Consider the following 22,592-nt stretch of genomic DNA (forward strand, 5'->3'; position numbering starts at 1 on the left):
CTTTTGTTTCAAATAATACCCGATATGTATTTTGTATACTTCATCTATACTACAACCTAGCTTAGAAGTCACAAAAAATAGTAGCAATCAAGGGAAACTTGTATGCTGTTATAGCCGTTAAAAATTAGAAGAGAATAGAGGCTCCTAACGACCAATTTCGTTTTGAAGCTGGGTTATAGTAGCGATTCCCAAACGCGTTAAAGTCATACCCTAAAACATAATCCGCATTATATAGATTTTGAATTTGAAGGTAGAAATTGAGTGTTGATTGATCAATTTTTAGTGGAAATCTGACTTGAATATTTCCGATAAGGCTGGAGGTTGACCATACAGTATTTGCGTCGTTTAAGGGCATTTTCGAGGTATAAAAATGGGAATAGTCAACAGAAATACTTTTAAAAAATCGAAGATTCACCAAACTACTTATCGTAGATTTAGGGACGCCCGTGACTTCATTTCCTGAAAAATCTGTATCATTTTGTTGAAAATTCTTTAACGTAAACTTGTAAAAACTTCCCGAAAATCTAAATTTAATTGCATTAAAAACTTCATTTTCTAGGTTAAAATTTCGAGACTCAACGGTGATCTCCACTCCTTTTTGAATGGTTCCGCCAGCATTCACAAAATATTCTTGTCCAGCCTCATTTTGCCTTCTAACAATGGCGTCATTTAAGCGAAAACCGAAATAGCTTCCCTCAATATATATCGCATATCCGAGTTGTTTTCTAAAACCTAATTCGGCGTTCCAACCGTATTCTGGAGCTAGATTTTTGTTAATTTCCTGAGTAGAAGATCGAATTTCTTCGTTCGTAGGCGCTGAATTTCCTTTTCCTATTTTTCCTCGCAATGAAAATCCTTTTCCTAGTAAATAAGTAGCACCAAAATTAGGAAGCCATTGATTTTTAAAGTGGACTTTTCCATTTTCCGAATTTGGATAGATGCGCTTCCAATCGTAGGATGTATAATTTAAACTTAAAGAAATATCCGTAAACAAACGAGAATTCACATTCAACTTTTGAGAAATAAAGTAAAATCCGGATGTATTTTTTAGTTGATCAAAATTTTGAGGATTCCCCTCTACACCTCTATTGTTATCGTAATTTTTTACTAAAAAATTAGTTAACCCTCCTTCGTAACCCAATCGGTACGCCAAGCTAATCATCCCCAATTCTTTTTCATAATTAAAATGAGTACGCCAAGACAGCGACTTTTCAAACCTATTTTCGAAATTGGAGATAAATGGATTTTCAAAGTCAACATAAGACCCTTGTATTAATGCAAAATGAGATAGATGCTGATTCAAATTATAGTCATTGGAAAATCCTAGCAACACCATTTTATTTCGAATTCCTGCATTTTGTTCTTTCGCGCTTGGAAGCACAGCAGTTGCGGGTCTCGCCTGCTTTGGATTCGCTTGTTTTTGTTCCCACGTGAGTCCACCTGGCGTTTGATAATCTAAATCCGAATACAAGAGCATCGCTTTTAAAATTCCTTTTTGAGAATAGTGAAATTGATCTTTTAGAAATACTTGCTTTCGCTTAAGCTTTGACTGTTCTCGATAAGAATCTGTTTGATAATAATTTTGAAAAATTTGAATAAAGTGTTTATTCATCTGTTTTGCAAAGTCGAACGATTCAGAAAACGTTCCATAACTCCCTATCGACAGGTTTGCGTTTTGACTCTCTCTGTTTCTCGTTTTCAAAAGAACGGTTCCACCCGTCAAAGCGCCATAATCCCCACTTTCAGGACCTTTAAAAATTTCCATGTTGTGGATTAATTGAGGGGAAATGGTATTGAAATACGTATTTCCAGAAGCATCAGACAGGATAAAGTCATCCAAATAGACTTTCACATTACGAACTCCAAATGGCGATCGCAAGGTGCTTCCCCGAACCGAAATCCGATAACTTCCCGGCGAGCGTTCTTCCATTCTCGTTCCCGAAGTATGGTTAATTGCTTCCAACATTCGCTCCGGTGCATTCTGGCTCATCAAATTTTGTGAAACAACGGAAACCGATTTTGTTGACGAAATTAACTTCGTCGGCTTTTTATAGGCATCAATCTTTACTTCTGAAATCGAGGTTATAGAATCTTCTTCCTGCCCAAAGGAAAACGTAAAACTGAATAGAGAAAGAAAAATGCATATTTTGCTCATTTACTTGCAGTAAAAATAGAACTCAAAGGTACGAAAGATCGCGGCTTTAGCTTTCACAAAAGAGATCACCCAAAAATCAGATTTAAAAATTAGCTATTTTTTTCAATAAGTAAAAATATCCTGTACAAATTAAAATATGCCTATTTATCTTTGTTGAAAATTTAAAGTGATGAGTGAGCGAATTAACATTCAAAAATTAGAGCCAAAAGCCTATCAAGCCATGTTTGGATTAGAAAATTATATTCAGAATTCTGGACTATCCAAAACCCACATTGAACTAATCAAAATTAGAGCTTCGCAGATCAATGGTTGTGCATTTTGTATTAACATGCATACCGCAGATGCTTTAAAACAGGGCGAAACTGCTCAAAGAATCTTCTTATTGAACGCTTGGCGCGAAACAACTTTGTTTACCGAAGAAGAACAAATTATACTTGCCATGACGGAAGATATCACCTTAATTGCGCAAGGCGGATTATCAGAAGAGGTCTATCAAAAGGCAAAAACGCAATTTGACGAAAACACAATTGCGAAAATCATTATGGCGATTGTCACCATCAACGCATGGAACCGAATCGCTATTAGTACGCATATGCAAGTGAATTAAAATTCACAACAATACACATAAAAAAGCTGATTTACACGAATAGATCAGCTCTTTTAGTATTGAAAAATCTCTATTTAAATAAAGCTTTCTTTAAGCCAAGTGCCGCCAATTCTGATGAGAAATGTACTGCTTCAACGTGGTCTAAAGGATTTAGCAATCCGTAATCGTGGATAAACCCATTGAAAACCTGAATAGTCGTTGGTACGCCCGCTTCGTCTAATCTACGTGCATAAGCCAAACCTTCATCTGCCAAAATATCATTTTCTGCAATCATCACCAATGCTGGTGGAAGTCCTTTTAGTTTTTCAGCAGGCGCATTGAAAGGTGTTGCGTAATATTCTTTACGTTTTTCAAGATCTGGAAGATAATTGTCCCACATCCATTTCATCAAAGGCGCTGTCAGGAATCTACCTTCTGCATATTTTGACCAAGATTCTCTTGTGAAATCGGCATCGGTAACTGGCCACAACAATAGTTGCAATTTAATTTCTGGACCGCCTTTGTCTTTCGCCATCAAACAAAGTACTGCTGTCATATTTCCGCCAACGCTATTTCCCGCGGCAGCCATATTTTTACCGTCAACACCGATTTCATCACCGTTTTCGGAAACCCATTTTGTTGCTGCGTAAATTTGATTAATCGCAACTGGATATTGCGCTTCTGGTGATGGTGTGTAGTCTGTGAAAACTGCTGCTGCACCACTATTTACCACTAGATCTCTTACCAATCTTCTGTGTGTAGGATAATCTCCTAAAACCCAACCACCGCCATGTGTAAAGATAAATACAGGCAATTTCTCATTGGTTTTATTCGCTGGTTTTACGATGTGGATGTTCACCGTGATTCCATCTTGCGTGATTTCTCTTTCGGTTTCTACAATGTCCGAATAATCAAACTGAACCGAGTTTTGCGCATCTACAAGCACCTGGCGTGCTGCTTCTGGTGTCATTGTTTCCAATGGATCGCCACCGCTGTTATTCAATCCTTTTAAAAATTCTCTTATTCCTGCTAAGATTTGCGGATCGTTTTCCGCTTTTACATTTTGTGACATAATTTTGTTTTTTTTAAATTTAAAATTGATTTTCTTATTTCGTAGTCTAAATCTCCATTATTCAAAAAAGTTTCATTTTATTTAATTTTAGAAGATTTTAATAAAATTTCAGATTTTAACTAAACGATTGTCGGAATTCCAAAGGCGAAACAGCAGTTCTATTTTTGAACAATCGATGGAAGGATTGTGGATGTTCGAAACCTAAATCGTACGCAATTTCCGAAACCGATTTGTCCGTAGTTGAAAGCAATTCTTTTGCTTTTTCAATCATCCTATTTTGTATGTGCTGTTGCGTCGTTTGACCTGTATGAACGCGAAGCATGTCGCTTAAATAATTTGGACTTAAATTCAATTCGTTCGCAATAAATTGCACCGTTGGAATGCCATGCAAAAGCAGTTGATCCTGTTGAAAATACTTATCCAAAAGCGTTTCAAGCCTCGAAAGTAAATCATTGTTAACTTTTTTACGAGTGATAAACTGACGATTGTAGAAGCGGTCACAATATTTTAGCAATAATTCTAGATTGGACACCAACAAATCTTGCGTAAAACCATCCATATTGGTGTCGATTTCTTGTTTCATATTTTCCACAATGTCCATCAAAAATTTCTCTTCTTTATCAGAAAAAAACAAAGCTTCGTTGCTTGTGTACGAGAAATAACCGTAGTTTCTAATTTCGGAAGCCAACGGATAACCTTGGAAAAAATCGGGATGAACCGCCAAAACAAAGCCTTTAAGACTCGCCAAAACAATTTCATTAAATTGCAAAACCTGCTGCGGCGCAAAGAAATACATCATTCCTTCCTCAAAATCATACTGACTTTGCCCATATTTTTGAATTCCGCCTGCACAATCTTTTTTCAGTGCAATAAAATAAAGATCCGATGTAAATGGAGCTGTAATATTGTCTGGCGTCACGGAAATTTCACCCAAATCGAACACGCTAATCAACGGATTAGAAGGTTTCTTCAAGTTCAAAAGACTATGAAGTGTAGTTATAGAATTTATCTTAAATGGTGCTTTCATGCGTTATTTTGTACATTTAAAATTACAATTTATTGATTAGGGAATTTCGTGTAAATGAATTGTTTAATACTATTTTAACATTTGATTTTTAATTTCCGCCATTCCCTCTAGATAACTCGTTACTTTAAAATCAGGAAAACGTTTTCTAAATTTTGAATCATTAAAAATATTGTCATGCGCATACCGAGGCAACAATTCTAACAATTCTTTTGCCTGTTTATTGAACAAAGCGCCAATTCTAAAAACAAACTTTAGAATGACAGAATACCTTAATTTTTCATTAAAAACTTGCGAAGCTAAAGCGATAAATTCTTTGTAAGTAGGCCGACTTTCGTCGACAGGTAAATGCCAAGTTTGCCCAAAAGTATCGAGTGTATTCCCAATCAGAGCAGTTGCACGGCTTGCATCGGGCGTCCAAATCAGACTTCGCTTTTTAGAATCGCTTAAAGGAACTTTCAATTTTTTCCCTGCTTTTATATTGTCGAATATAAAAGTGTTGGTGATACTTTGCGTTTTTGCAGGACCGTAAAATTCTGGGGCGCGACAAACAACCGCCGTTAGATCTCCAGACTTTATTTCTTTCAAAACCATTTCAGCCATTTTTTGTCGAACTTTCGCCTTTCTACCGTAAGGTATGAAAGCCGTTTCTTCGGTTAAAACTCGTCCATCTTGTGGATACATATAGGTGTTATCGAAGAAAACCAATTTTGTATTGTTGATTTTACATGCTTCAATAACGTTTTTTAAAATCAGAGGAAATTGCTCTTCCCACATTTCTGAATTCATGGGAAGTCCCAATGTGAAATAGGCAATTTCGCTACCTTTTACCGCTTCAATAGCCTGATCTTTGACTGATAAATCGGCAGCAAAAACTTCATCCGTATCATTGACTTTCGTCGGTTTTCGACTAACAATCCTGATATCAGCAGTATAGTTTCGCTTTAATTCTCGTGCGAGTTCTTCTCCGATTTGTCCGTTTGCGCCTAATATTGTTTGCATATTTCTGAGTTTATAAATTAAGATTTTGATTTTTCTGCTTCATTTCAAGCTCTTTAATCACCACTTTCGCCATTTCTTTTGAGCTAAAAGGATTTTGCCCCGTAATCAAATTCCCATCCACCACAACTTTTGAAGTCATTGGGATAAAAGCGTTTTCATAGTTTGCACCACGTTCTTTCAAAGCTGCTTCTAAATTAAAAGGAACTTCTTTTTTTCGGCGAGCCAAACCTTCTTCAAACCAGTCGTAGCCAGTCAAATTTTTACTTTTAATTAAATAGCTACCATCAGATAATTTTACGTTTAGCAAGCCACCGACTCCATGGCAAATAGCAGCAACAATTTTATTGTTTTCATATTGTTTTGAGATTATATTTTGTAGCTCTATATTATCAGGAAAATCATACATTGTCCCGTGTCCACCTGCCAAATAAATTACGTCAAAGTTTTGATTTTTAATTGATTCTAAGCTTTTAGAATTCTTTAAAATGTCTTTAAAATTAGGATCAGTCCAATACTTTTTGGATAATTTATCTAAAGTAAATGTCTTTAAACTTTCAGGATCAATAGGAACTTCACCACCATTAGGGCTCGCAATGCTAATATCAAAACCGTTTTGTATAGCTGTGTCGTAAATATGTGTAAGTTCGCTTAACCACAAGCCTGTAGGATGATTTCCGCTTGCATAGATATTGACGTTGGTTACGACTATTAATATTTTAACTAGTGACATTGTGTTGTTTTTTGTTGATACAAATTTCCAACAAAATTGATGCTAATTAGTAACTGGATTTATGAAATAAGTAACAGAATCTCGGTAGAAAGAATAGATGAAAATTTAGTTTTTAATTTGAGCTTTTTCAAAAATTAAATCTAAATCTTCAGGAATTGGAAATGACTTCATCGGTGGAACGTTAGCACCATCAGGATTTCCAATGGGAACGATGCCCACAAACGATTTAACACCACCAAAAACCAGTCGAGGAATTCGGCCAACAACTTCCTTTAGACTTTTGATTTTGAAACCAAAAACCAACATCTTCCAATGAACAGAATTATGTGTAAAAGGAAAGCGCTGACCTAAAATATGAGCCCTTTCCGAATGGTGCCACGCCTTTTGTAAGTCATCATCTTCGTGCCTGTTTTTATATTGTTTTAGCTCTTCCAAATAAAATGGTTTCAAGGAAGCTGGCATCTTTGTGTATAGTTTCATAATCGTGTAATTAAATGTATTTTTTACAACCATAACCAGCAAAATAAGAATGATAACTTTCAAAAAAGGCTATTTTACATCCTTTTTTTTCGGTAGATAGCATAAATCAAGAAAGGATCGGACGGTTTCTAAATGTTTAGGACACATTGCATTGAAATTTAACACTTAACAACAGCCCGAATTTGGTGCACAACAAGCTGCTTGAGATTCTCCAATTTTGATTTTTTGCTTTTCAGGAGGAATTCCGCAAGCGTCTGAAGCCAAGCATGCCGTTTGCTTATTCTTGAGAATGAAAATTTTTCCGTCGAAATCCAAATCGTACTTCCCAATGGTTTCCGCTTGAAATTCTACTTCAATTTCGGAATCTTCAATACCTAATTTTTCTTCCGACAGTTGAATAATGTTCAGCAATTTGGTTGGTTTTAGGCGATGATCAAAATCGTTAGCGTTCCATAATTGGAAGTTTATCACTTTTTCGTGTCTGATTGTTCCCCCGCAATCGATAAAATGTTTCGTAATTTGTCCGATTTCCGTTACGTGAAAGTGCTCAGGAACCATGGTTCCGTTTTCTAATTGAAATTCAACATTGTCTAATGTTGCTAGGATTTCTTTGATTTGTGATAGTTTCATATTGATTTTATTTAAGATTTAGTTTATTTATAATCGTAATATTACGATGAATTTAAAAAAAAATGCTTTTAACAGCATTGATTTACTTTTGGATCTCGCTTAAAAAATGTTTCCAATTCTTTTTGAATATTTTTCCAATTTTCCGTGTCGATGCAGTAACAAACAGATTTTCCGTCGATATTTCCGTGGATAATTCCGATAGATTTTAATTCTTTTAAATGTTGAGAAATTGTTGCTTGAGCTAACCCCAATTCATCAACCAAATCATTACAAATGCATGCTTTCTGATTGACAATATGCTGCAAAATTGCAATCCTTGCAGGATGCCCAAGCACTTTGAAAACTGTCGCAATTTTGTTTTGTTCCTCCGAAAACATCTCTGATTTTGTGGTCCCCATTTATTAAATAATTATTATATCGCAATATTACGATAATAATTTACTTATGACCAAGAGAAATCATATTATTTTACTGGATACTGAACTGCTTTATCTAATTCAATTGGGTTATACGATTCTCGAATAACTCTTTGGGCGTCTTTCACCATTCCCATTAAATCTTTTCGGGTGTCTACTTTTCGTCCACCTTCGGTAACGATACGCCAAGAGCCTTCTGGTGCATTAAAAAATTCTGCATATGGATTCGTATATTCCTGCAGTAAAAGTTCATTATACTTTTGTTGAGAAATCAGTATTGGCTTCTTTACTTGATTTTTATCAATAAAGGTTTCTAAATTCAGAACCTCATTTTTCTTGTCTTTCACTTCAGTAAGGGAAAAAACAAAATGTCTTTTTTCATCTTCAATTTCAACAATTAATCCGGGAAGACCTCTAAATTTGTACGGACCTTCCATAATCGGAATTTCATTTGTAAACCAAGCCGTCCATTTTCTTCCACCAAAAGTTGTTATTGCTTTCTGAACTGTATAATTTTTCACCTTGTTTGTATCAGGAAGAATTTCCCAAACTGGTATTTCGTTCGAAACGATTTTATAACAATACCTTTCCAAAGGAAAATAGGTTGTACTACTTTTTCTATTTCTAGAATAAACCGTAGTGAGATTCAAAGGATCACTCATTGTCGCATTCTCTCCCGTACTCCTCATCGAGTCTGTTTTCATAACATTTTCACTAATGAAAGCTACCTCATCATCAGAAAATAGTAACGCAAATTGCGTTGAGAAGCTACTTATTCCTTTTTTGACGGTTACTTCGTATAAAAATTCCGTTTTCTCTTGTCCAAAAGACGAACAAAATATCATTAAAAGTGAAAAAACAAGCATTGTTCTTACAGGTTTAGATTTAGCCTTTAAATCATAAATAAATAGGTTGGTTTGGGCATATGCAGAATAGGAAAGAAATAGAATTAAATAAATTATTTTCATAAAACACGATCTTCTTTGTCATTTTTTTTAATAAACTCATTTAATAAAGATAAATATCTCATGAATATCATCTTTAAAAAATTTTAAAAAAAACGAAAAGAAATTCAAGAAATGTGTAAATAGTGAAAATAGAGTACCAACAAAAAAGTCCTAAACGTAAATGTTTAGGACTTTTAGTGGCGGAGAAAGAGGGATTCGAACCCCCGGACCTGTTACAGTCAACAGTTTTCAAGACTGCCGCAATCGACCACTCTGCCATTTCTCCAAAAAACGCCTTGTATCGTCGTTTTCAGTGGTGCAAATATAGAAAGGTTTTCTATTCTGTGCAAATAAATTTTTCAAAAATATTTTAAATTCCTCACTATCAAAAGGAAAATTTATACTTTAACCATTTGATGACCGACTAAAACAGCGAAAAACCCTAGTAGAACACTCAATAAAATGTAAGAAAACAGAATTCCATACGCGCCTTGATTCCATAAGGTCAGGTTTTCTAAAGAAAAAGTAGAAAATGTGGTAAAACCTCCACAAAATCCTGCGATGAGTAAGAACTTAATGTCAGATTCGTTTTTTAGAAAATAGGCAGTAAAATAACCAATTGCAAAGCAACCTAGTAGATTAACAAGCAACGTACCTATCGGAAAACCTCCTAACATCAACCATTTATTGGCGTACTTTGAAACCAAGAAACGTAAAACACTTCCACCACCACCACCCAGAAAAACAAATAAAAGCTGCTTCATAGTAATAAAAAAACGCACTTATGAAAAGTGCGTTTACGAATTTATAAAAATTTTCTTATTCTAATTCAGCAAGATATTTTTCTGCATCCATTGCTGCCATACAACCACTTCCAGCAGCTGTAATAGCCTGTCTGTAGATACTATCTTGAACATCTCCAGCCGCAAAAACGCCTGGAAGATTGGTTTTCGTAGTCCCTTTTTCTGTAAGAATATATCCCGTTTCGTCTAAATTGATTTGATTCACAAATAAATCTGTGTTTGGTTTATGTCCAATTGCGATAAAAATCCCATGAACATCAATCGTATATGTCTCTTGAGTCTGATTGTTAATCACTTTTGCACGTTCTACCATTGCGTTTTCACCTTCAATACCTACCAATTCGTGGAAAAACTTCACTTCAATGTTTGGTGTATTAAGAACACGATGAACCATCGCTTTAGAAGCTCGGAATTCTCCTTTACGAACCAATAAGGTTACTTTTTTACATAATTTAGCAAGATACGTTGCCTCTTCAGCGGCTGTATCACCACCTCCAACAACAATAACGTCTTTTCCTTTGTAAAAGAAACCATCACACGTTGCACATGCGGAAACCCCTCCTCCAGCATACTTTTTCTCATCATCTAAACCAAGATATTTCGCCGTTGCTCCTGTAGAAATAATCACCGAACGTGCTTCGATTTCCTTCGTTCCTGCCCATAATTTATGAACACCACCTACTTCTTTAGAAAACTCTGCTTTTGTGATCAATTCGTAATGAACTTTCGTTTCAAAACGCTCTGCTTGTTTTTGCAAATCCATCATCATTTGTGGCCCCGTAATTCCTGAAGGATATCCTGGGAAATTATCCACTTCTGTTGTGGTTGTCAACTGACCTCCAGGCTCAAGTCCTGTGTACAATTCTGGTTTCAAATCAGCTCTAGCTGCATAAATAGCAGCAGTAAATCCAGACGGTCCAGAACCGACAATCACGCAATCTAAAACAGTTTTTTCCATATTCTATCTCTGATCTATTTTTATTTTTAATGCTTCAAAATTCGACAAAAAAATTGGGTTGACTCTCATATTAGCAATGAATTTTATCAATTGGGATGAATAAAATTTTGTATTTGCTATTCTATCGTCTGTAAAACTTAAACTTTTACTTTTGTTTTGTCTAAATGAATTAATTTATACACCATTTCTTTCATTAGGTCTCCTGCTGAACTCGACGCTCCCAAACCTTTCGACTTCATATCAATTTCACGCAAAATACTAATCGCTCTCGTAGCTTGCTTTAAAGGATATTTGGACGCTGCCATTTTATATTCTTTTTCGAAAAACGGACTAATTCCAAGCGCTGAACCTACACTATTCGGCGATTTATCGGCTAGCGTATGATAAATAACTACTTTGGAGAAATACGAAAACACAGATCCAAGAATCAACGTAAGTGGATTTTGCTTTTCATTTTTCCCCATTCCGTTCACGATTTTAAAAGACTTTGCGTAGTCTTTCATGCCCAAAGCTTTGGTTAATTCAAACGTATTGTATTCTTTAGAAATTCCGATATAGCGTTCAACCAAACTTTCATCCAGAACCTCGCCTTCTTTCAAAATCATTTGAAGTTTAGCAAGTTCGTTAAAAATTCGAGACAAATCGGTTCCTAAATATTCTGTTAATAAATCCGGAATTGCAGGTGTCGTTTTGATTTTTAAACGTTGAATTTCATCTCGAATGACCTTCGGAATTTCATAATCCCGAACCGTATCCGAATGAAACAAATAGTTTTTTAAAGCGGCAGTCAGCTTTCTCTTCTTCCCATCAAGCTTTTTGTTCTTATGCGCAAAAACTAAAACCGTACTGGGAACTGGACTTTCAGCATACGCCATCAGCAAATTAGCTTCTTCTTCGTTAAGCTTTAAATCTTGAGCTTCTTTAACAATAATCACCATTTTATCTCCCATCATCGGAAACTGTCTTGCCAGAGCCAAAATCTCCTGATACGTGGTATCTTTCCCGTACACAACGGTTTGGTTAAAAGCCTTTTCATCCTCTTCCAAAAATTCATCTTCGATCTTATTGACAACCTGATCGATATAATACGATTCGGGTCCGTGAAGAAAATAAAGCGGAAGAATATCTTTATTTTTGATATTTTTGAGGAGTAATTCTAATTCTTTCATGCCTAATGCAATTGCCGAAGCTGAATTTTGCTGATGTTTTTGATTTTCAATTCAAGAAAGACAAAGATAAGTTTTTTATTTATGACCAAGTGCGGAAATCTTGGCTTCTGCTCACGCCAGAAGAATGGGTTCGCCAGCACTGGATTTGCTATTTCTTGCAAAATAAAGGCTATGCAACATCGGCTCTTATTACCGAAAAAAAGTTAGAATTAAACGGACTTACCAAACGTATTGATTTGTTGGTCACTGAGAAAACGCTTCCCAAAATTTTGGTTGAATGCAAAGCTCCACACATCAAATTAAACGAAAAAACCTTTGAACAAACCGCTCGGTACAATTCAGTTATCGGTGCCGAAAAAATTGTATTAACCAATGGTTTACAGCATATTTTTGCCGTTTTTGAAGACAATGAATATCGGTTTGTTCCCCAATTATAAGTTAAGAATAATCAGAAAATAGACAACACAATGAAGCAAGAAAACATATCGGGAACTATTAAGAATATTATTTTTGATTTTGGAGGAGTCGTAATGGATTGGGATCCGCGCTACTTCTTTAAATCGTATTTTAATGATGATGAAAAAATGGAGTATTTCCTTGAAAACATTGCCCAATCTTCGTGGAATATTGAGCAAGACCGAGGAAGACCTTTGCAAAAAGGAACGGATATTTTAGTTGCTCAACATCCGGAATGGGAGAAAGAAATCCGTGCGTATTATGACAATTGGCCGGTTATGTTACGTTCTGACATTCCTGAAAATGTAAATGTTTTACGTAATCTTTCCAATACCAATTATGAATTATTTGGTTTAACCAATTGGTCTCAAGAAACATTTCCTTACGCTTTGGAAAATTATGATTTCTTCCAATTATTTAATGGGAAAATTGTGGTTTCGGGCGATGAAAAATTAGTTAAACCAGATCCGAAAATCTGGCACATCCTAATCGATCGTTATCAAATTCAAGCTGAAGAATCGGTTTTTATTGATGATAACGCCGAGAATATTCGAGTCGCTGGCGAATTAGGTTTTAAAACCGTTCACGTCACCAATGAAACAAAACTAGATGAAGAGCTGAGGAAATTGGGAGTGCTTTTTTAAAACTAATTTCGGCGAGCCTTTGGCTCGCCGAAACTTTATATACTGTATTGAGATTTCAGATTAAAATCTCCTTCAAATTCAAAAATTATTCTGCTTCTCGATTCACCAGATCCATTGAAAATGCAGGAAGACAAATAGCAAGATATTCACAAACATCCTCAAATGGATTGCTATAACGAACTCGAGCTCCTTTTTCAATTAAAATACTTTCACCTGCATTCAACGTTATTTTTTCACCATCAATTTCAAAAAGCTTACTTCCTTTTATTACAATCGTGAATTCGTCAAATTGGGGCGTTTGATGAGGCTCAGACCATCCAGATGGCGCTTTCATATACGCAACCGACACATCAGGATTCCCTGTGGAATTCCCCCAATGTTCTAAAATAGTCTTTCCATCAGTGGTTGGAACTAAAAAAGGTGATTTTTGAACTCGAAATTTGGCCATAAATTATAACGTGATTTTGGTTTCATCTTTTACAACGGATAAAACAATAGCACTATGATATTGCCCGATATTAGGGATATTCGCTACTACTTTCGTCATAAAACTATTGTAGTCGTTAATATCTTTCGCGATTACTTTTATCATATAATCGTAGGTTCCAGACATACTAATAACTTCTAAAACCTGAGTTTCACTACATATTTTATCCTCAAATTCTTGAAGATTCTGTTGCGATTGTTCTTTCAATACGATATTACAATACGCCATAATACCAAAACCTACCGCTTCCCGATCTACAATAGCCACATTCTTTAAGATTACGCCTCGCTGTTTTAACGATTTTATTCGTTCATAAGTGGGTGTAAAAGAAAGTCCTACCTTCTCTGCAATATCCTTTACTGCAATAAAATTATCATCTTGAAGGATATTTAGTATCTGTAAATCGATTCCGTCTAATGGTTTCATATACGTTCTTATATTAAGTAATTTTACCAAATATAAGAATCTTATTATTTTATTGGATGTTTTTAGGAAAAATTATTAAAAACTTTATCAAATGCAGCTTTAATATCTTCCAAAGCTAAATTCCCAATACCTCCTTTATGGGTATGATTTAGATTTTTACGCTCGTATTCGTAAGTTCCATTTTCGATACTATTTCCTACTTCACGATACGCATCTCGGAATCCCATTCCAGAAAGCATTAACTCATTGATTTTCTCAACAGAAAATAGATAATCGTATTTTTTATCATCTAAAATCGATTCGTTGATTTGAATATGACCAATCATAAATTCAAAAATTTCTAAAGAGGCTTTTAAATCTGAAATCGCTGGAAACAAAATCTCCTTAGTTAATTGGTATTCACGATTATAGCCTGTTGACAGGTTATTCAGCAAAAGAGTTAATTCATTTGGAGTCGCTTGAATACGTGACGATTTCCCTCGAATCAATTCAAATACGTCCGGATTTTTTTTGTGCGGCATAATGCTGCTCCCCGTTGTTAATTCTGCGGGGAACGTAAAAAAGCCGTAATTCTGATTGGAATACAAGCAAATATCATTTGCCATTTTCCCAATAGTTGCTGCGATAGAAGCCAATGCAAAAGCCAAAAACTTCTCTGACTTCCCACGTGTCGATTGCGCGTAAATGGAATTGACATTTAGGCCTTTAAAGCCAAGTTGCTTAGTCGTAAAATCTCGATCTAAAGGAAAGGAAGATCCATATCCAGCCCCGCTTCCCAAAGGATTTTTACTTGCAGATGAATACGCCGTTGCCAACAATTCTAAATCTTCAGAAAGTGACTCTGCAAAAGCGGAAAACCACAATCCAAAAGACGAAGGCATTGCAATTTGATAGTGCGTATAACCCGGCATTAAAATATGCTGATTTTCTTTCGCCAACGTCATGAATTTATCAAATAAATTCTTGGTTAACGACGCGATTTCTTCGATTTCAGAACGTAGATATAATTTAATATCCAATAAAACTTGGTCGTTTCTTGATCTTCCGGTATGGATTTTCTTACCCGCATCTCCCAATTTTTGCGTTAAATTAATCTCAATTTGGCTGTGAATATCTTCAACATCATCGTCAATCTCCAACAAATCATCTTTTGCTAAGATAAACATCGCATCCAGTTCTTTTTGGATGGCTTCATTTTCTTCATCGGTGATAAATCCAATTTTATTCAGCATTGCGACATGCGCTTTATTCCCAATAACATCGAATTTCGCTAGCATCGTATCGAATTCACGATCCTTTCCTACCGTGAATTTCCCGATGATTTTTTGAAAATTTTTATTGGCATTATCTTTTGCCCAAAGCTTTTTAAATTCCATACGTTTTTTCTAAACTAAATATAAAATAAACTTGTTGTTCTACTTGAAGTGAAATTCGTCAGTTCGAGTGATTTTTCAAAATGAAATGTAGAAAAATCGTATCGAGAATAGAAATTTATCTTCAAAAAAGGTTGTTCTCGATACAAAACTACATCCGTAATTTCACTCGAACTGACGTCTATCAGATAAACAACTTATTAAAATTAATAACACTTAATCAACCAATAAAGGTTTTAAAATTCGAATGTATTTCGGAATTCCTTCTTCCAATTCCTTCCAATAAATAAATTCATCTGCGGTGTGCGATCTCAATGAATCTCCAATTCCCATTTTCACCGAATCAAAAGGCATCATCGCTTGGTCTGAAACTGTTGGCGAGCCGTATAATTCGCAACCATCAGCTTTTGCTGCTAAAACGAAAGGATGATCTAATGGAATTTTGGACGAATTCAAATTCAACGAACGAGGTTGCACTTCCGACTCCAAAAGGCTAGAAACCACATCCACAATTTCTTGATTCGAATAATGTTCGTTGGTGCGAACATCAATCGTAAAATCGCAATGATCAGGAACCACATTATGTTGCGAACCCGCATTGATAATGGTTACCGTCGCTTTCACTTTTCCCAAAACGTCTGAAACCTTTTCGAATTCGTAATCCTGAATGGTTTGAATATCTTTTGCCGCTTTATAAATTGGATTATCATCGTTTTGATGCGCCGCATGCGAAGCCGTTCCTTTTGCCGTGCAATTCAACACCACCAAGCCTTTTTCAGCGATGGCTAAATCCATTTTTGTTGGTTCGCCTACAATGGCAAAATTAATTTCACCCAATTCAGGAAGGATGGATTTTACGCCATTTAAACCTGAAATTTCTTCCTCTGCAGTTGCCGAGAAAATAATATTGTATTTTAATTTTTTATCGTAATAATGTCGAAATGTTGCGAACAAACCAACTAGCGAAGCACCCGCATCATTACTACCCAAACCAAATAATTTCCCATCCTTTTCCAAAGCCGAAAACGGATCAATCGTATAGGATTTATTCGGTTTTACGGTGTCGTGATGTGAATTGAACAAAATCGTTGGCAAGTTTTCATCAAAATGAAGATTCTTCGCCCATAGATTATTTCCACTTCGGAAAAATGGAATTGAATTTTTGTCAAAATACGATTCAAAAATACGAGCCGTATCGTGTTCTTCCTTACTGAAAGAAGGCGTTTTCACCAAGGCGATGAGTAATTCTTTTGCTTCCTGAATTAAACCTTCCATTAGTGCAATATAATTTGAGTTCCGGGTTGTTCTGCATTGAAATACGACTCTAAATGAGCGCTATTCATGATGCGAACTTCTTCTACGCCGTGAAATAAAACTTTATAAGCCGATTGCAATTTCGGAATCATACCATCTGCAATTTGTTTCGTTTCTTTCATTTGGTTGAATTCCTTTTGTGAAATGGATTTCAAAACCGATTCATCATCAGTAATATCCGTTAACACGCCATTTTTTTCAAAACAATATATCAAATGAACTTGGTATTCTTTGGACATCGCTTTTGCCACTTCCGAAGCAATCGTGTCGGCGTTGGTATTTAGCAATTCGCCTTCCTTACTCAAGGTCACTGAACATAAAACGGGAATCACGTTTTTAGATACAAAATCGCCTAAAATTCCCGCATCAACATGTTCTACATCGCCCACCATTCCGTAGTTGATAGTTGGATGATTTCGTTTGGTGGAAAGAATGCAATTAAAATCGGCACCAGAAAGTCCCGCAGCTTTTTTACCATTTTTATAAAAGGAAGCCACCAGATTTTTATTGATTAAACCGGCATAGATCATGGTGCATAAATCCATTGTTTCAGGCGACGTAATACGTCTTCCTTCAATCATTTGCTGTGGAATTTCCAATTTCGAAGCCAGTTCTGTCACTTTTTTGCCACCACCGTGAATCAAAATCAGATTTTTACCACTCTCAGCACAAGCTGCAATACATTTTTGCAAGCCAGCTTCGTTATTCAGCGTGTCGCCACCAATTTTGATGATATAAACATCTTTCATCATTTTCATTTTTTTATTGAACTGAAAACTTTTCCTACTCCTTTCCTATTTTACAAATCTCTCTAAAGGTAACAAATCACTAGCAAGTTTCGGAAAAGTTACAGCTTCAATGTCTAGAATTAGACAATCAACACACTCTCTTTATAAGCTGTTTTCCAGCATTTTTTTAATAATTGTTTGTACAGAAACCGTTCTGTTGTATGCTTGTTGATAGATTAACGAATTAGGCGAATCTAAAACCGCATCACTCATTTCCACATTACGACGAACGGGTAAACAATGCATGAATTTGGTTTCAGGATTGGCTTCAACAAAATCTTCACCCAAAAGCCAATCGCCTTCTACAGCTGGCATTGCACCATAATCATCGTACGAAGACCAATTTTTAAAGTACACATAATCCGCCCCTTCTAAAGCTTCCGCTTGATTGTGATAGACTTTTGCATCACCTACGTAATGTGGATCCAAATCATAGCCTTCAGGATTTGCAATCACAAAATCAACATCTGCAACGTTCATCCATTCTGCAAATGAATTTCCAACACAATGTGGAATTGGTTTGATGTGCGGTGCCCAAGTTAAAACTACTTTCGGTTTCCCTGGTTTTTTCCACGTTTCCTTAATCGTAATAATATCCGCAAGTGACTGCAAAGGATGTCGCGTCGCCGATTCCAACGAAATCACAGGCACATCCGCATATTTGATAAACGTATTTAAAATCTTATCGGTGCTATCGTCTTCCTTGGATTTTAAACCTGGAAAACAACGAATCCCAATAATATCGCAATATTGACTCAACACTTTCGCTGCGTCTTTGATATGCTCGGTTGTTCCACCGTCCATTACCGCGCCTTCTTCAAATTCCCACACCCAAGCATCTTGTCCTGCATTGATCACCTGAACTTGCATTCCTAAATTTTCGCCCGCTTTGATACTGCTCATTCGCGTACGCAAACTTGGATTAAGAAACACCAATCCTAAGGTTTTGTTTTTTCCTAAATCAACGTTGGAGTTTTGATTTTTCTTCACCTCTAAAGCTTCTTCTACTAAAGCATTGAGATCTTTGATATCGTGAATCGATGTAAAATTTTTCATCGTGTATTTTTTAAAATTAAAACTGATTTTAAGCTAAAGCTACTTTTAAGCTCGACAAGAAATAATCAATTTCTTCTTTGCAAATCGTTAAAGGTGGAAGCAATCGCATCGTTTTTGGATCCGTTGCACTACCCACCAAAATTTTGGCATCTTCACGAAGCTTTTTGGAAACGTCTTTTGCTGGAAAGTCAAAATCGATCGCTATCATCAAGCCTTTTCCACGAACTTCTTTTATCGCTTCAATCGTTTTTAATTCGTCCATTAAATAATTTCCTAAATCAAGAGATTTCTGAACCAAATTTTCTTCGTCCATAATCTCCAAAACTGCGATTCCTGCAGCACAAGCCAAGTGATTTCCACCAAACGTTGTTCCTAACATTTTATGCTTTGCAGGAATGGATTCGTGCACCAAAACACCACCAATTGGAAATCCATTCCCCATTCCTTTTGCCGTCGTAATGATATCCGGTTTCACCCCGAAATACTGAAAAGCAAAGAATTTCCCGCTTCTTCCGTATCCAGACTGGATTTCGTCACAAATGAAATAGGCTTTTGCGTCTTGACAAAACTTCTGAATTGTTTCTAAAAATTCTTGAGTTGGAATGTTGATTCCACCAATTCCCTGAATTCCTTCTACAATGACACCAGCCAATTCATTTTTATTCGCTTCAAAAGTCGATTTTAATGCTTCAATATCGTTGAATGGACAGAAAATAAAATTGTCGGATTCGTTTACTGGAGCGATAATTGAAGGATCGTCCGTCGCAGCAACTACGGCTGAAGTACGTCCATGAAATGAATGTGAAAAAGCAATGAATTTCTTTTTTCCCGTCATAAAAGACGCCACTTTCAGAGCATTCTCATTCGCTTCGGCACCTGAATTACACAAGAAAAGAGCGTAATCTTCACAATTGGAAAAGACTCCTAATTTCTGAGCTAATTCTTCTTGAACCGGATTAATCACCGCGTTGGAATAAAAACCAATTTGGTCGAGTTGATTTTTTAGTTTGGCGACGTATTTCGGGTGCGAATGTCCCACCGAAATCACCGCATGACCGCCATAAAAATCTAAATATTGAGTTCCATTTTCGTCCCAAAGTTTGCAATTTTCTGCCTTTACAATCGTAATGGGAAGTAATGGATAAACGTCGTATAATTTCATTTAAATATCTTTTGTACTAGGTACAATGTCGCATGTACATTGTACTTTTTACATTTTACTTTTACAAATTAAAAAACCGAAGGCTTCAAATGAAGACCTGCCGTTTCTTCAAATCCAAACATCAAATTCATGTTTTGAACCGCTTGTCCAGACGCACCTTTCAACAGATTATCAATCGCAACATGCACCGCTAATTGGTTATCCACTTTTTCAAGATAAATCAATGCTTTGTTGGTGTTCACCACCAATTTCAAATCGATCGGCCCATTTGAAACATGAACAAACTTCGAATACTTATAAGCATATTTGTACAATTCATTCAGTTGACCAATTGTTTTGGACGATTTCATCATTAGAGTCACGAAAATTCCACGTGTAAAATCTCCTCTCCAAGGCACAAAATTGATTTCTGGAACTTTGGAACTCACTTTTGAAACACTTTTCTGAATTTCGGCTAAATGCTGATGTGTAAAGGTTTTATAAGGAGAAATATTATTGTTTCTCCAATTAAAATTCGTTGTTTGATGCAATGCTTTTCCCGCTCCCGTAGAACCGGTAATTCCCACCACATGAACCGAATCCAAATCTTCTTCTTTCGCCAACGGCAGCAAACCTAACTGAATTGCCGTCGCAAAACATCCTGGATTCGCTACGTAATCGGCTTTCATGATTTCTTCCTTGTGAAATTCACACAGTCCGTAAACGAAGTTAAGATCCAACGTCAGGTCTGTCCAATGTTCATCAATGCGGAAATCGTTTCCTAAATCGATAATTTTTACTTGATCTGAAATACGTTTTGCATTGCCATCCATCCAATTTTTGCTTTCGCCATGTGGCAAACAAAGGAAAATAACATCAGCCGGTTGCGCTAATTCTTCAAATTTAAGATCGGTTTCCCCAATCAAATCTTTATGAACTTCCGTAATGAATGCTCCTTGCAGACTTTGACTGGTTACAAATGAAATCTCAGCGTTTGGGTGATACAACAAAATACGAATTAATTCGCCCGCTGTAAAGCCCGTTCCGCCTACGATTCCTACTTTTATTTTATTTTGATTTGGCATGTTTGTGTGTTGATTTTGTTGATATTAAGACTGATTGTCTCGATGAACTTGGTGGTAAATACTTAACGCATTCGAGTAGATTTTTGAAAAACCTTTGACATCTTTTTCCGTCCACGTTTTATTCATTTCACCGTAAGTTCCGAATTTAGATGACATTAAATCATTTGACGATTCTACCCCAATCATCGAGAAATAATACGGCTGAAGTTGGATCTTCACCAAGCCACTTACTTTATCTTGCGAACTTGTGAACAAAGCTTCAATGTTCTTCATCACAGGATCTAAAACCAATCCATCGTGAAGGAAATTTCCGTATGGAATACTCAATTGATCTTTAATTAATAGTTCGTTTTTCGTCAACGTGTGTTTTTCTAGCAAATGATGCGCTTTGACAATAATCAACGAAGCTGCAGCCTCGAAACTTACGCGACCTTTGATCCCAATAATCGTATCTCCAACGTGCGTATCACGACCAATCCCAAACGGTTGCGCAATTTCTTGAACCTTTTGAATAGCTTCGACTGGGCGAGAAAATTTCTCATCATTTACCCCAACCAATTCACCTTTTGAAAATTCTAAACTTAAAATTTCAGGTTGCGTTTTGGTCACTTGCGTTGGGAATGCTGATTCTGGAAGCGCTTCGTTGGAAGTCAACGTTTCTTTTCCACCAACTGAAGTTCCCCAAAGTCCTTTATTAATGGAATATTGAGACTTTTCAAAATTCATATCCACACCATTTTCTTTCAAGAATTCGATTTCCTCGTTACGAGATAATTTCAAATCACGAATTGGCGTAATTACTTCTACTTCTGGCAATAAAATTCCAAAAATTGAATCAAAACGGATTTGATCATTTCCAGCTCCCGTACTTCCGTGCGCGATATATTTTGCACCTACTTTTTTCGCATAATGCGCAATCGCAGTCGCTTGGAACACACGCTCCGAGCTTACTGATAATGGATAGGTATTATTTTTTAGGACATTTCCGAAAATAAGATACTTGATACAGTCTTCATAATAGCGCTCTTCATCATTGATTACTTCAAAAGTTTTCACCCCCATTGTATATGCCCTCGCTTCTGTTTGTTTGATTTCTTCTTCTGAGAAACCACCCAAATTAACCATTACAGCATGCACTTCTAGGTTTTTTACTTTCGTTAGCCAAACAGCGCAAAACGACGTATCTAAACCTCCACTGTAAGCTAAAACTACTTTTTCCATATCAATTTCTTTATTTTTTTAAATTTTGAAAATAAGGTTGTATCATCAATTTCCACTTTCTTTTTTTCTTCCCATTTTGGGTCGTAAAGCATTGCTGTACATAAACAATTTGAGCGGTCTTTACTTTTTAAAATTTCATAATTCACGCAACTTTGGCAACCTTTCCAAAAGACATCGTCTTGTGTTAATTCGGAATACGGAACCGGACGATATCCTAGTTCACTATTGATTTTCATTACTGCTAAACCTGTTGTTAAACCGAAAATTTTAGCATCAGGAAAACGTTCGCGAGAATGCTGAAATGTTTTTTCCTTTATCTTTTTCGCAAGACCATCTTTACGGAATGCGTGCGCTACAATTAAACCAGAATTGGCAACATATTCTTTGTTACTCCACGTTTCGATATAACAGAAACCTGCCCATTGGCCTTCATCAGAAAACGCAATAATTGCTTTTCCTTCCCTAATTTTTTCCTCTACATAGGTTGCACTTCTTTTGGCTATCCCTGTCCCACGCTCTTTCGCAGACAGCTCGATCTCCTGTAAAATCTCAGGGACATACGAAATATCCCATTCATTAGCAATTCTAACTATAAAATTTGGTTGTTGTTTCAATTTTAATCTAATTAA

Annotated in this window: 25 protein-coding genes and 1 tRNA gene; 3 read left to right on the plus strand and 23 right to left on the minus strand. The window is 36.1% G+C overall.

Going from position 1 to position 22,592, the window contains the following annotated elements; translation table 11 throughout:
- Positions 1–124: 124 nt before the first annotated feature.
- The gene (locus AC5XHR_RS02245) at positions 125–2,155 is read right to left on the minus strand and encodes a TonB-dependent receptor (protein ID WP_495949151.1); all 2,031 of its coding nucleotides are present in this window, start codon (positions 2,153–2,155) and stop codon (positions 125–127) included.
- Positions 2,156–2,324: 169 nt separating this feature from the next.
- On the opposite strand from AC5XHR_RS02245, the gene AC5XHR_RS02250 reads away from it, so the two are divergent.
- On the plus strand, positions 2,325–2,762 hold the full coding sequence (locus AC5XHR_RS02250; protein WP_495949152.1) for a carboxymuconolactone decarboxylase family protein: 438 nt from the start codon (positions 2,325–2,327) through the stop codon (positions 2,760–2,762).
- Positions 2,763–2,832: 70 nt separating this feature from the next.
- On the opposite strand, the gene AC5XHR_RS02255 is transcribed toward AC5XHR_RS02250, so the two are convergent.
- The 12 genes from AC5XHR_RS02255 to holA form a co-directional block, all read right to left on the minus strand.
- The gene (locus tag AC5XHR_RS02255; protein WP_495949153.1) at positions 2,833–3,813 is read right to left on the minus strand and encodes an alpha/beta hydrolase; all 981 of its coding nucleotides are present in this window, start codon (positions 3,811–3,813) and stop codon (positions 2,833–2,835) included.
- Positions 3,814–3,928: 115 nt separating this feature from the next.
- Positions 3,929–4,840, minus strand: a complete 912-nt coding sequence (locus AC5XHR_RS02260; RefSeq protein ID WP_495949154.1) for a helix-turn-helix domain-containing protein — start codon at positions 4,838–4,840, stop codon at positions 3,929–3,931.
- A gap of 69 nt (positions 4,841–4,909) precedes the next feature.
- Positions 4,910–5,839, minus strand: coding sequence for an NAD-dependent epimerase/dehydratase family protein (locus AC5XHR_RS02265; RefSeq protein WP_495949155.1), 930 nt, complete (start codon positions 5,837–5,839; stop codon positions 4,910–4,912).
- Positions 5,840–5,849: 10 nt separating this feature from the next.
- Positions 5,850–6,569: a type 1 glutamine amidotransferase domain-containing protein gene (locus AC5XHR_RS02270; RefSeq protein WP_495949156.1), complete on the minus strand. Its 720-nt coding sequence runs from the start codon at positions 6,567–6,569 to the stop codon at positions 5,850–5,852.
- 105 nt (positions 6,570–6,674) lie between these two features.
- Positions 6,675–7,049 (minus strand): DUF3703 domain-containing protein, encoded by a 375-nt coding sequence (locus AC5XHR_RS02275; protein ID WP_495949157.1) that lies wholly within the window; start codon positions 7,047–7,049, stop codon positions 6,675–6,677.
- Positions 7,050–7,214: 165 nt separating this feature from the next.
- Positions 7,215–7,679: a DUF6428 family protein gene (locus AC5XHR_RS02280; protein ID WP_495949158.1), complete on the minus strand. Its 465-nt coding sequence runs from the start codon at positions 7,677–7,679 to the stop codon at positions 7,215–7,217.
- A 68-nt stretch (positions 7,680–7,747) separates the two neighbouring features.
- Entirely contained in the window at positions 7,748–8,077 is a 330-nt protein-coding gene (locus AC5XHR_RS02285; RefSeq protein WP_495949159.1) for an ArsR/SmtB family transcription factor, read from the minus strand.
- Positions 8,078–8,142: 65 nt separating this feature from the next.
- Positions 8,143–9,063 (minus strand): GLPGLI family protein, encoded by a 921-nt coding sequence (locus tag AC5XHR_RS02290; protein ID WP_495949160.1) that lies wholly within the window; start codon positions 9,061–9,063, stop codon positions 8,143–8,145.
- A gap of 177 nt (positions 9,064–9,240) precedes the next feature.
- A tRNA-Ser gene (locus AC5XHR_RS02295) sits at positions 9,241–9,328 on the minus strand.
- Positions 9,329–9,440: 112 nt separating this feature from the next.
- Positions 9,441–9,806, minus strand: a complete 366-nt coding sequence (crcB, locus tag AC5XHR_RS02300) for a fluoride efflux transporter CrcB (RefSeq protein WP_495949161.1) — start codon at positions 9,804–9,806, stop codon at positions 9,441–9,443.
- Positions 9,807–9,861: 55 nt separating this feature from the next.
- Positions 9,862–10,803 carry a thioredoxin-disulfide reductase gene (gene trxB / locus AC5XHR_RS02305; protein ID WP_495949162.1) on the minus strand — a complete coding sequence of 314 codons (942 nt, stop codon included), beginning with the start codon at positions 10,801–10,803 and terminating at the stop codon, positions 9,862–9,864.
- Positions 10,804–10,940: 137 nt separating this feature from the next.
- A complete protein-coding gene (gene holA, locus AC5XHR_RS02310; RefSeq protein ID WP_495949163.1) occupies positions 10,941–11,972 on the minus strand; it encodes a DNA polymerase III subunit delta in 1,032 nt (343 codons plus the stop codon).
- A gap of 5 nt (positions 11,973–11,977) precedes the next feature.
- Here holA and AC5XHR_RS02315 point away from each other — a divergent pair, with 5 nt between their 5' ends.
- On the plus strand, positions 11,978–12,409 hold the full coding sequence (locus AC5XHR_RS02315) for a type I restriction enzyme HsdR N-terminal domain-containing protein (protein ID WP_495949164.1): 432 nt from the start codon (positions 11,978–11,980) through the stop codon (positions 12,407–12,409).
- A 30-nt stretch (positions 12,410–12,439) separates the two neighbouring features.
- The gene (locus tag AC5XHR_RS02320; protein WP_495949165.1) at positions 12,440–13,072 is read left to right on the plus strand and encodes an HAD family hydrolase; all 633 of its coding nucleotides are present in this window, start codon (positions 12,440–12,442) and stop codon (positions 13,070–13,072) included.
- Between the two features lie 85 nt (positions 13,073–13,157).
- On the opposite strand, the gene AC5XHR_RS02325 is transcribed toward AC5XHR_RS02320, so the two are convergent.
- The 10 genes from AC5XHR_RS02325 to AC5XHR_RS02370 all read right to left on the minus strand — a co-directional run bounded on the left by AC5XHR_RS02325 (position 13,158) and on the right by AC5XHR_RS02370 (position 22,577).
- The gene (locus AC5XHR_RS02325; protein WP_495949166.1) at positions 13,158–13,520 is read right to left on the minus strand and encodes a cupin domain-containing protein; all 363 of its coding nucleotides are present in this window, start codon (positions 13,518–13,520) and stop codon (positions 13,158–13,160) included.
- Positions 13,521–13,523: 3 nt separating this feature from the next.
- A complete protein-coding gene (locus AC5XHR_RS02330) occupies positions 13,524–13,985 on the minus strand; it encodes an Lrp/AsnC family transcriptional regulator (RefSeq protein ID WP_495949167.1) in 462 nt (153 codons plus the stop codon).
- Between the two features lie 62 nt (positions 13,986–14,047).
- On the minus strand, positions 14,048–15,361 hold the full coding sequence (gene argH / locus AC5XHR_RS02335) for an argininosuccinate lyase (RefSeq protein ID WP_495949168.1): 1,314 nt from the start codon (positions 15,359–15,361) through the stop codon (positions 14,048–14,050).
- A 213-nt stretch (positions 15,362–15,574) separates the two neighbouring features.
- Positions 15,575–16,633, minus strand: a complete 1,059-nt coding sequence (locus AC5XHR_RS02340; RefSeq protein ID WP_495949169.1) for a M20 family metallo-hydrolase — start codon at positions 16,631–16,633, stop codon at positions 15,575–15,577.
- Entirely contained in the window at positions 16,633–17,424 is a 792-nt protein-coding gene (argB, locus tag AC5XHR_RS02345) for an acetylglutamate kinase (protein WP_495949170.1), read from the minus strand. Before argB ends, AC5XHR_RS02340 begins: the two co-directional genes overlap by 1 nt.
- Positions 17,425–17,562: 138 nt before the next feature.
- Positions 17,563–18,516, minus strand: a complete 954-nt coding sequence (locus AC5XHR_RS02350) for a Rossmann-fold NAD(P)-binding domain-containing protein (protein ID WP_495949171.1) — start codon at positions 18,514–18,516, stop codon at positions 17,563–17,565.
- Between the two features lie 28 nt (positions 18,517–18,544).
- Positions 18,545–19,678, minus strand: coding sequence for an aspartate aminotransferase family protein (locus tag AC5XHR_RS02355; RefSeq protein ID WP_495949172.1), 1,134 nt, complete (start codon positions 19,676–19,678; stop codon positions 18,545–18,547).
- Positions 19,679–19,746: 68 nt separating this feature from the next.
- Positions 19,747–20,742 carry an N-acetyl-gamma-glutamyl-phosphate reductase gene (gene argC, locus AC5XHR_RS02360; protein ID WP_495949173.1) on the minus strand — a complete coding sequence of 332 codons (996 nt, stop codon included), beginning with the start codon at positions 20,740–20,742 and terminating at the stop codon, positions 19,747–19,749.
- A 24-nt stretch (positions 20,743–20,766) separates the two neighbouring features.
- Positions 20,767–21,963: an argininosuccinate synthase gene (gene argG / locus AC5XHR_RS02365; RefSeq protein ID WP_495949174.1), complete on the minus strand. Its 1,197-nt coding sequence runs from the start codon at positions 21,961–21,963 to the stop codon at positions 20,767–20,769.
- On the minus strand, positions 21,951–22,577 hold the full coding sequence (locus AC5XHR_RS02370; RefSeq protein WP_495949175.1) for an N-acetyltransferase: 627 nt from the start codon (positions 22,575–22,577) through the stop codon (positions 21,951–21,953). Before AC5XHR_RS02370 ends, argG begins: the two co-directional genes overlap by 13 nt.
- Positions 22,578–22,592: the final 15 nt, after the last annotated feature.

The sequence above is a fragment of the Kaistella sp. CFF1-2 genome, from assembly GCF_059509915.1.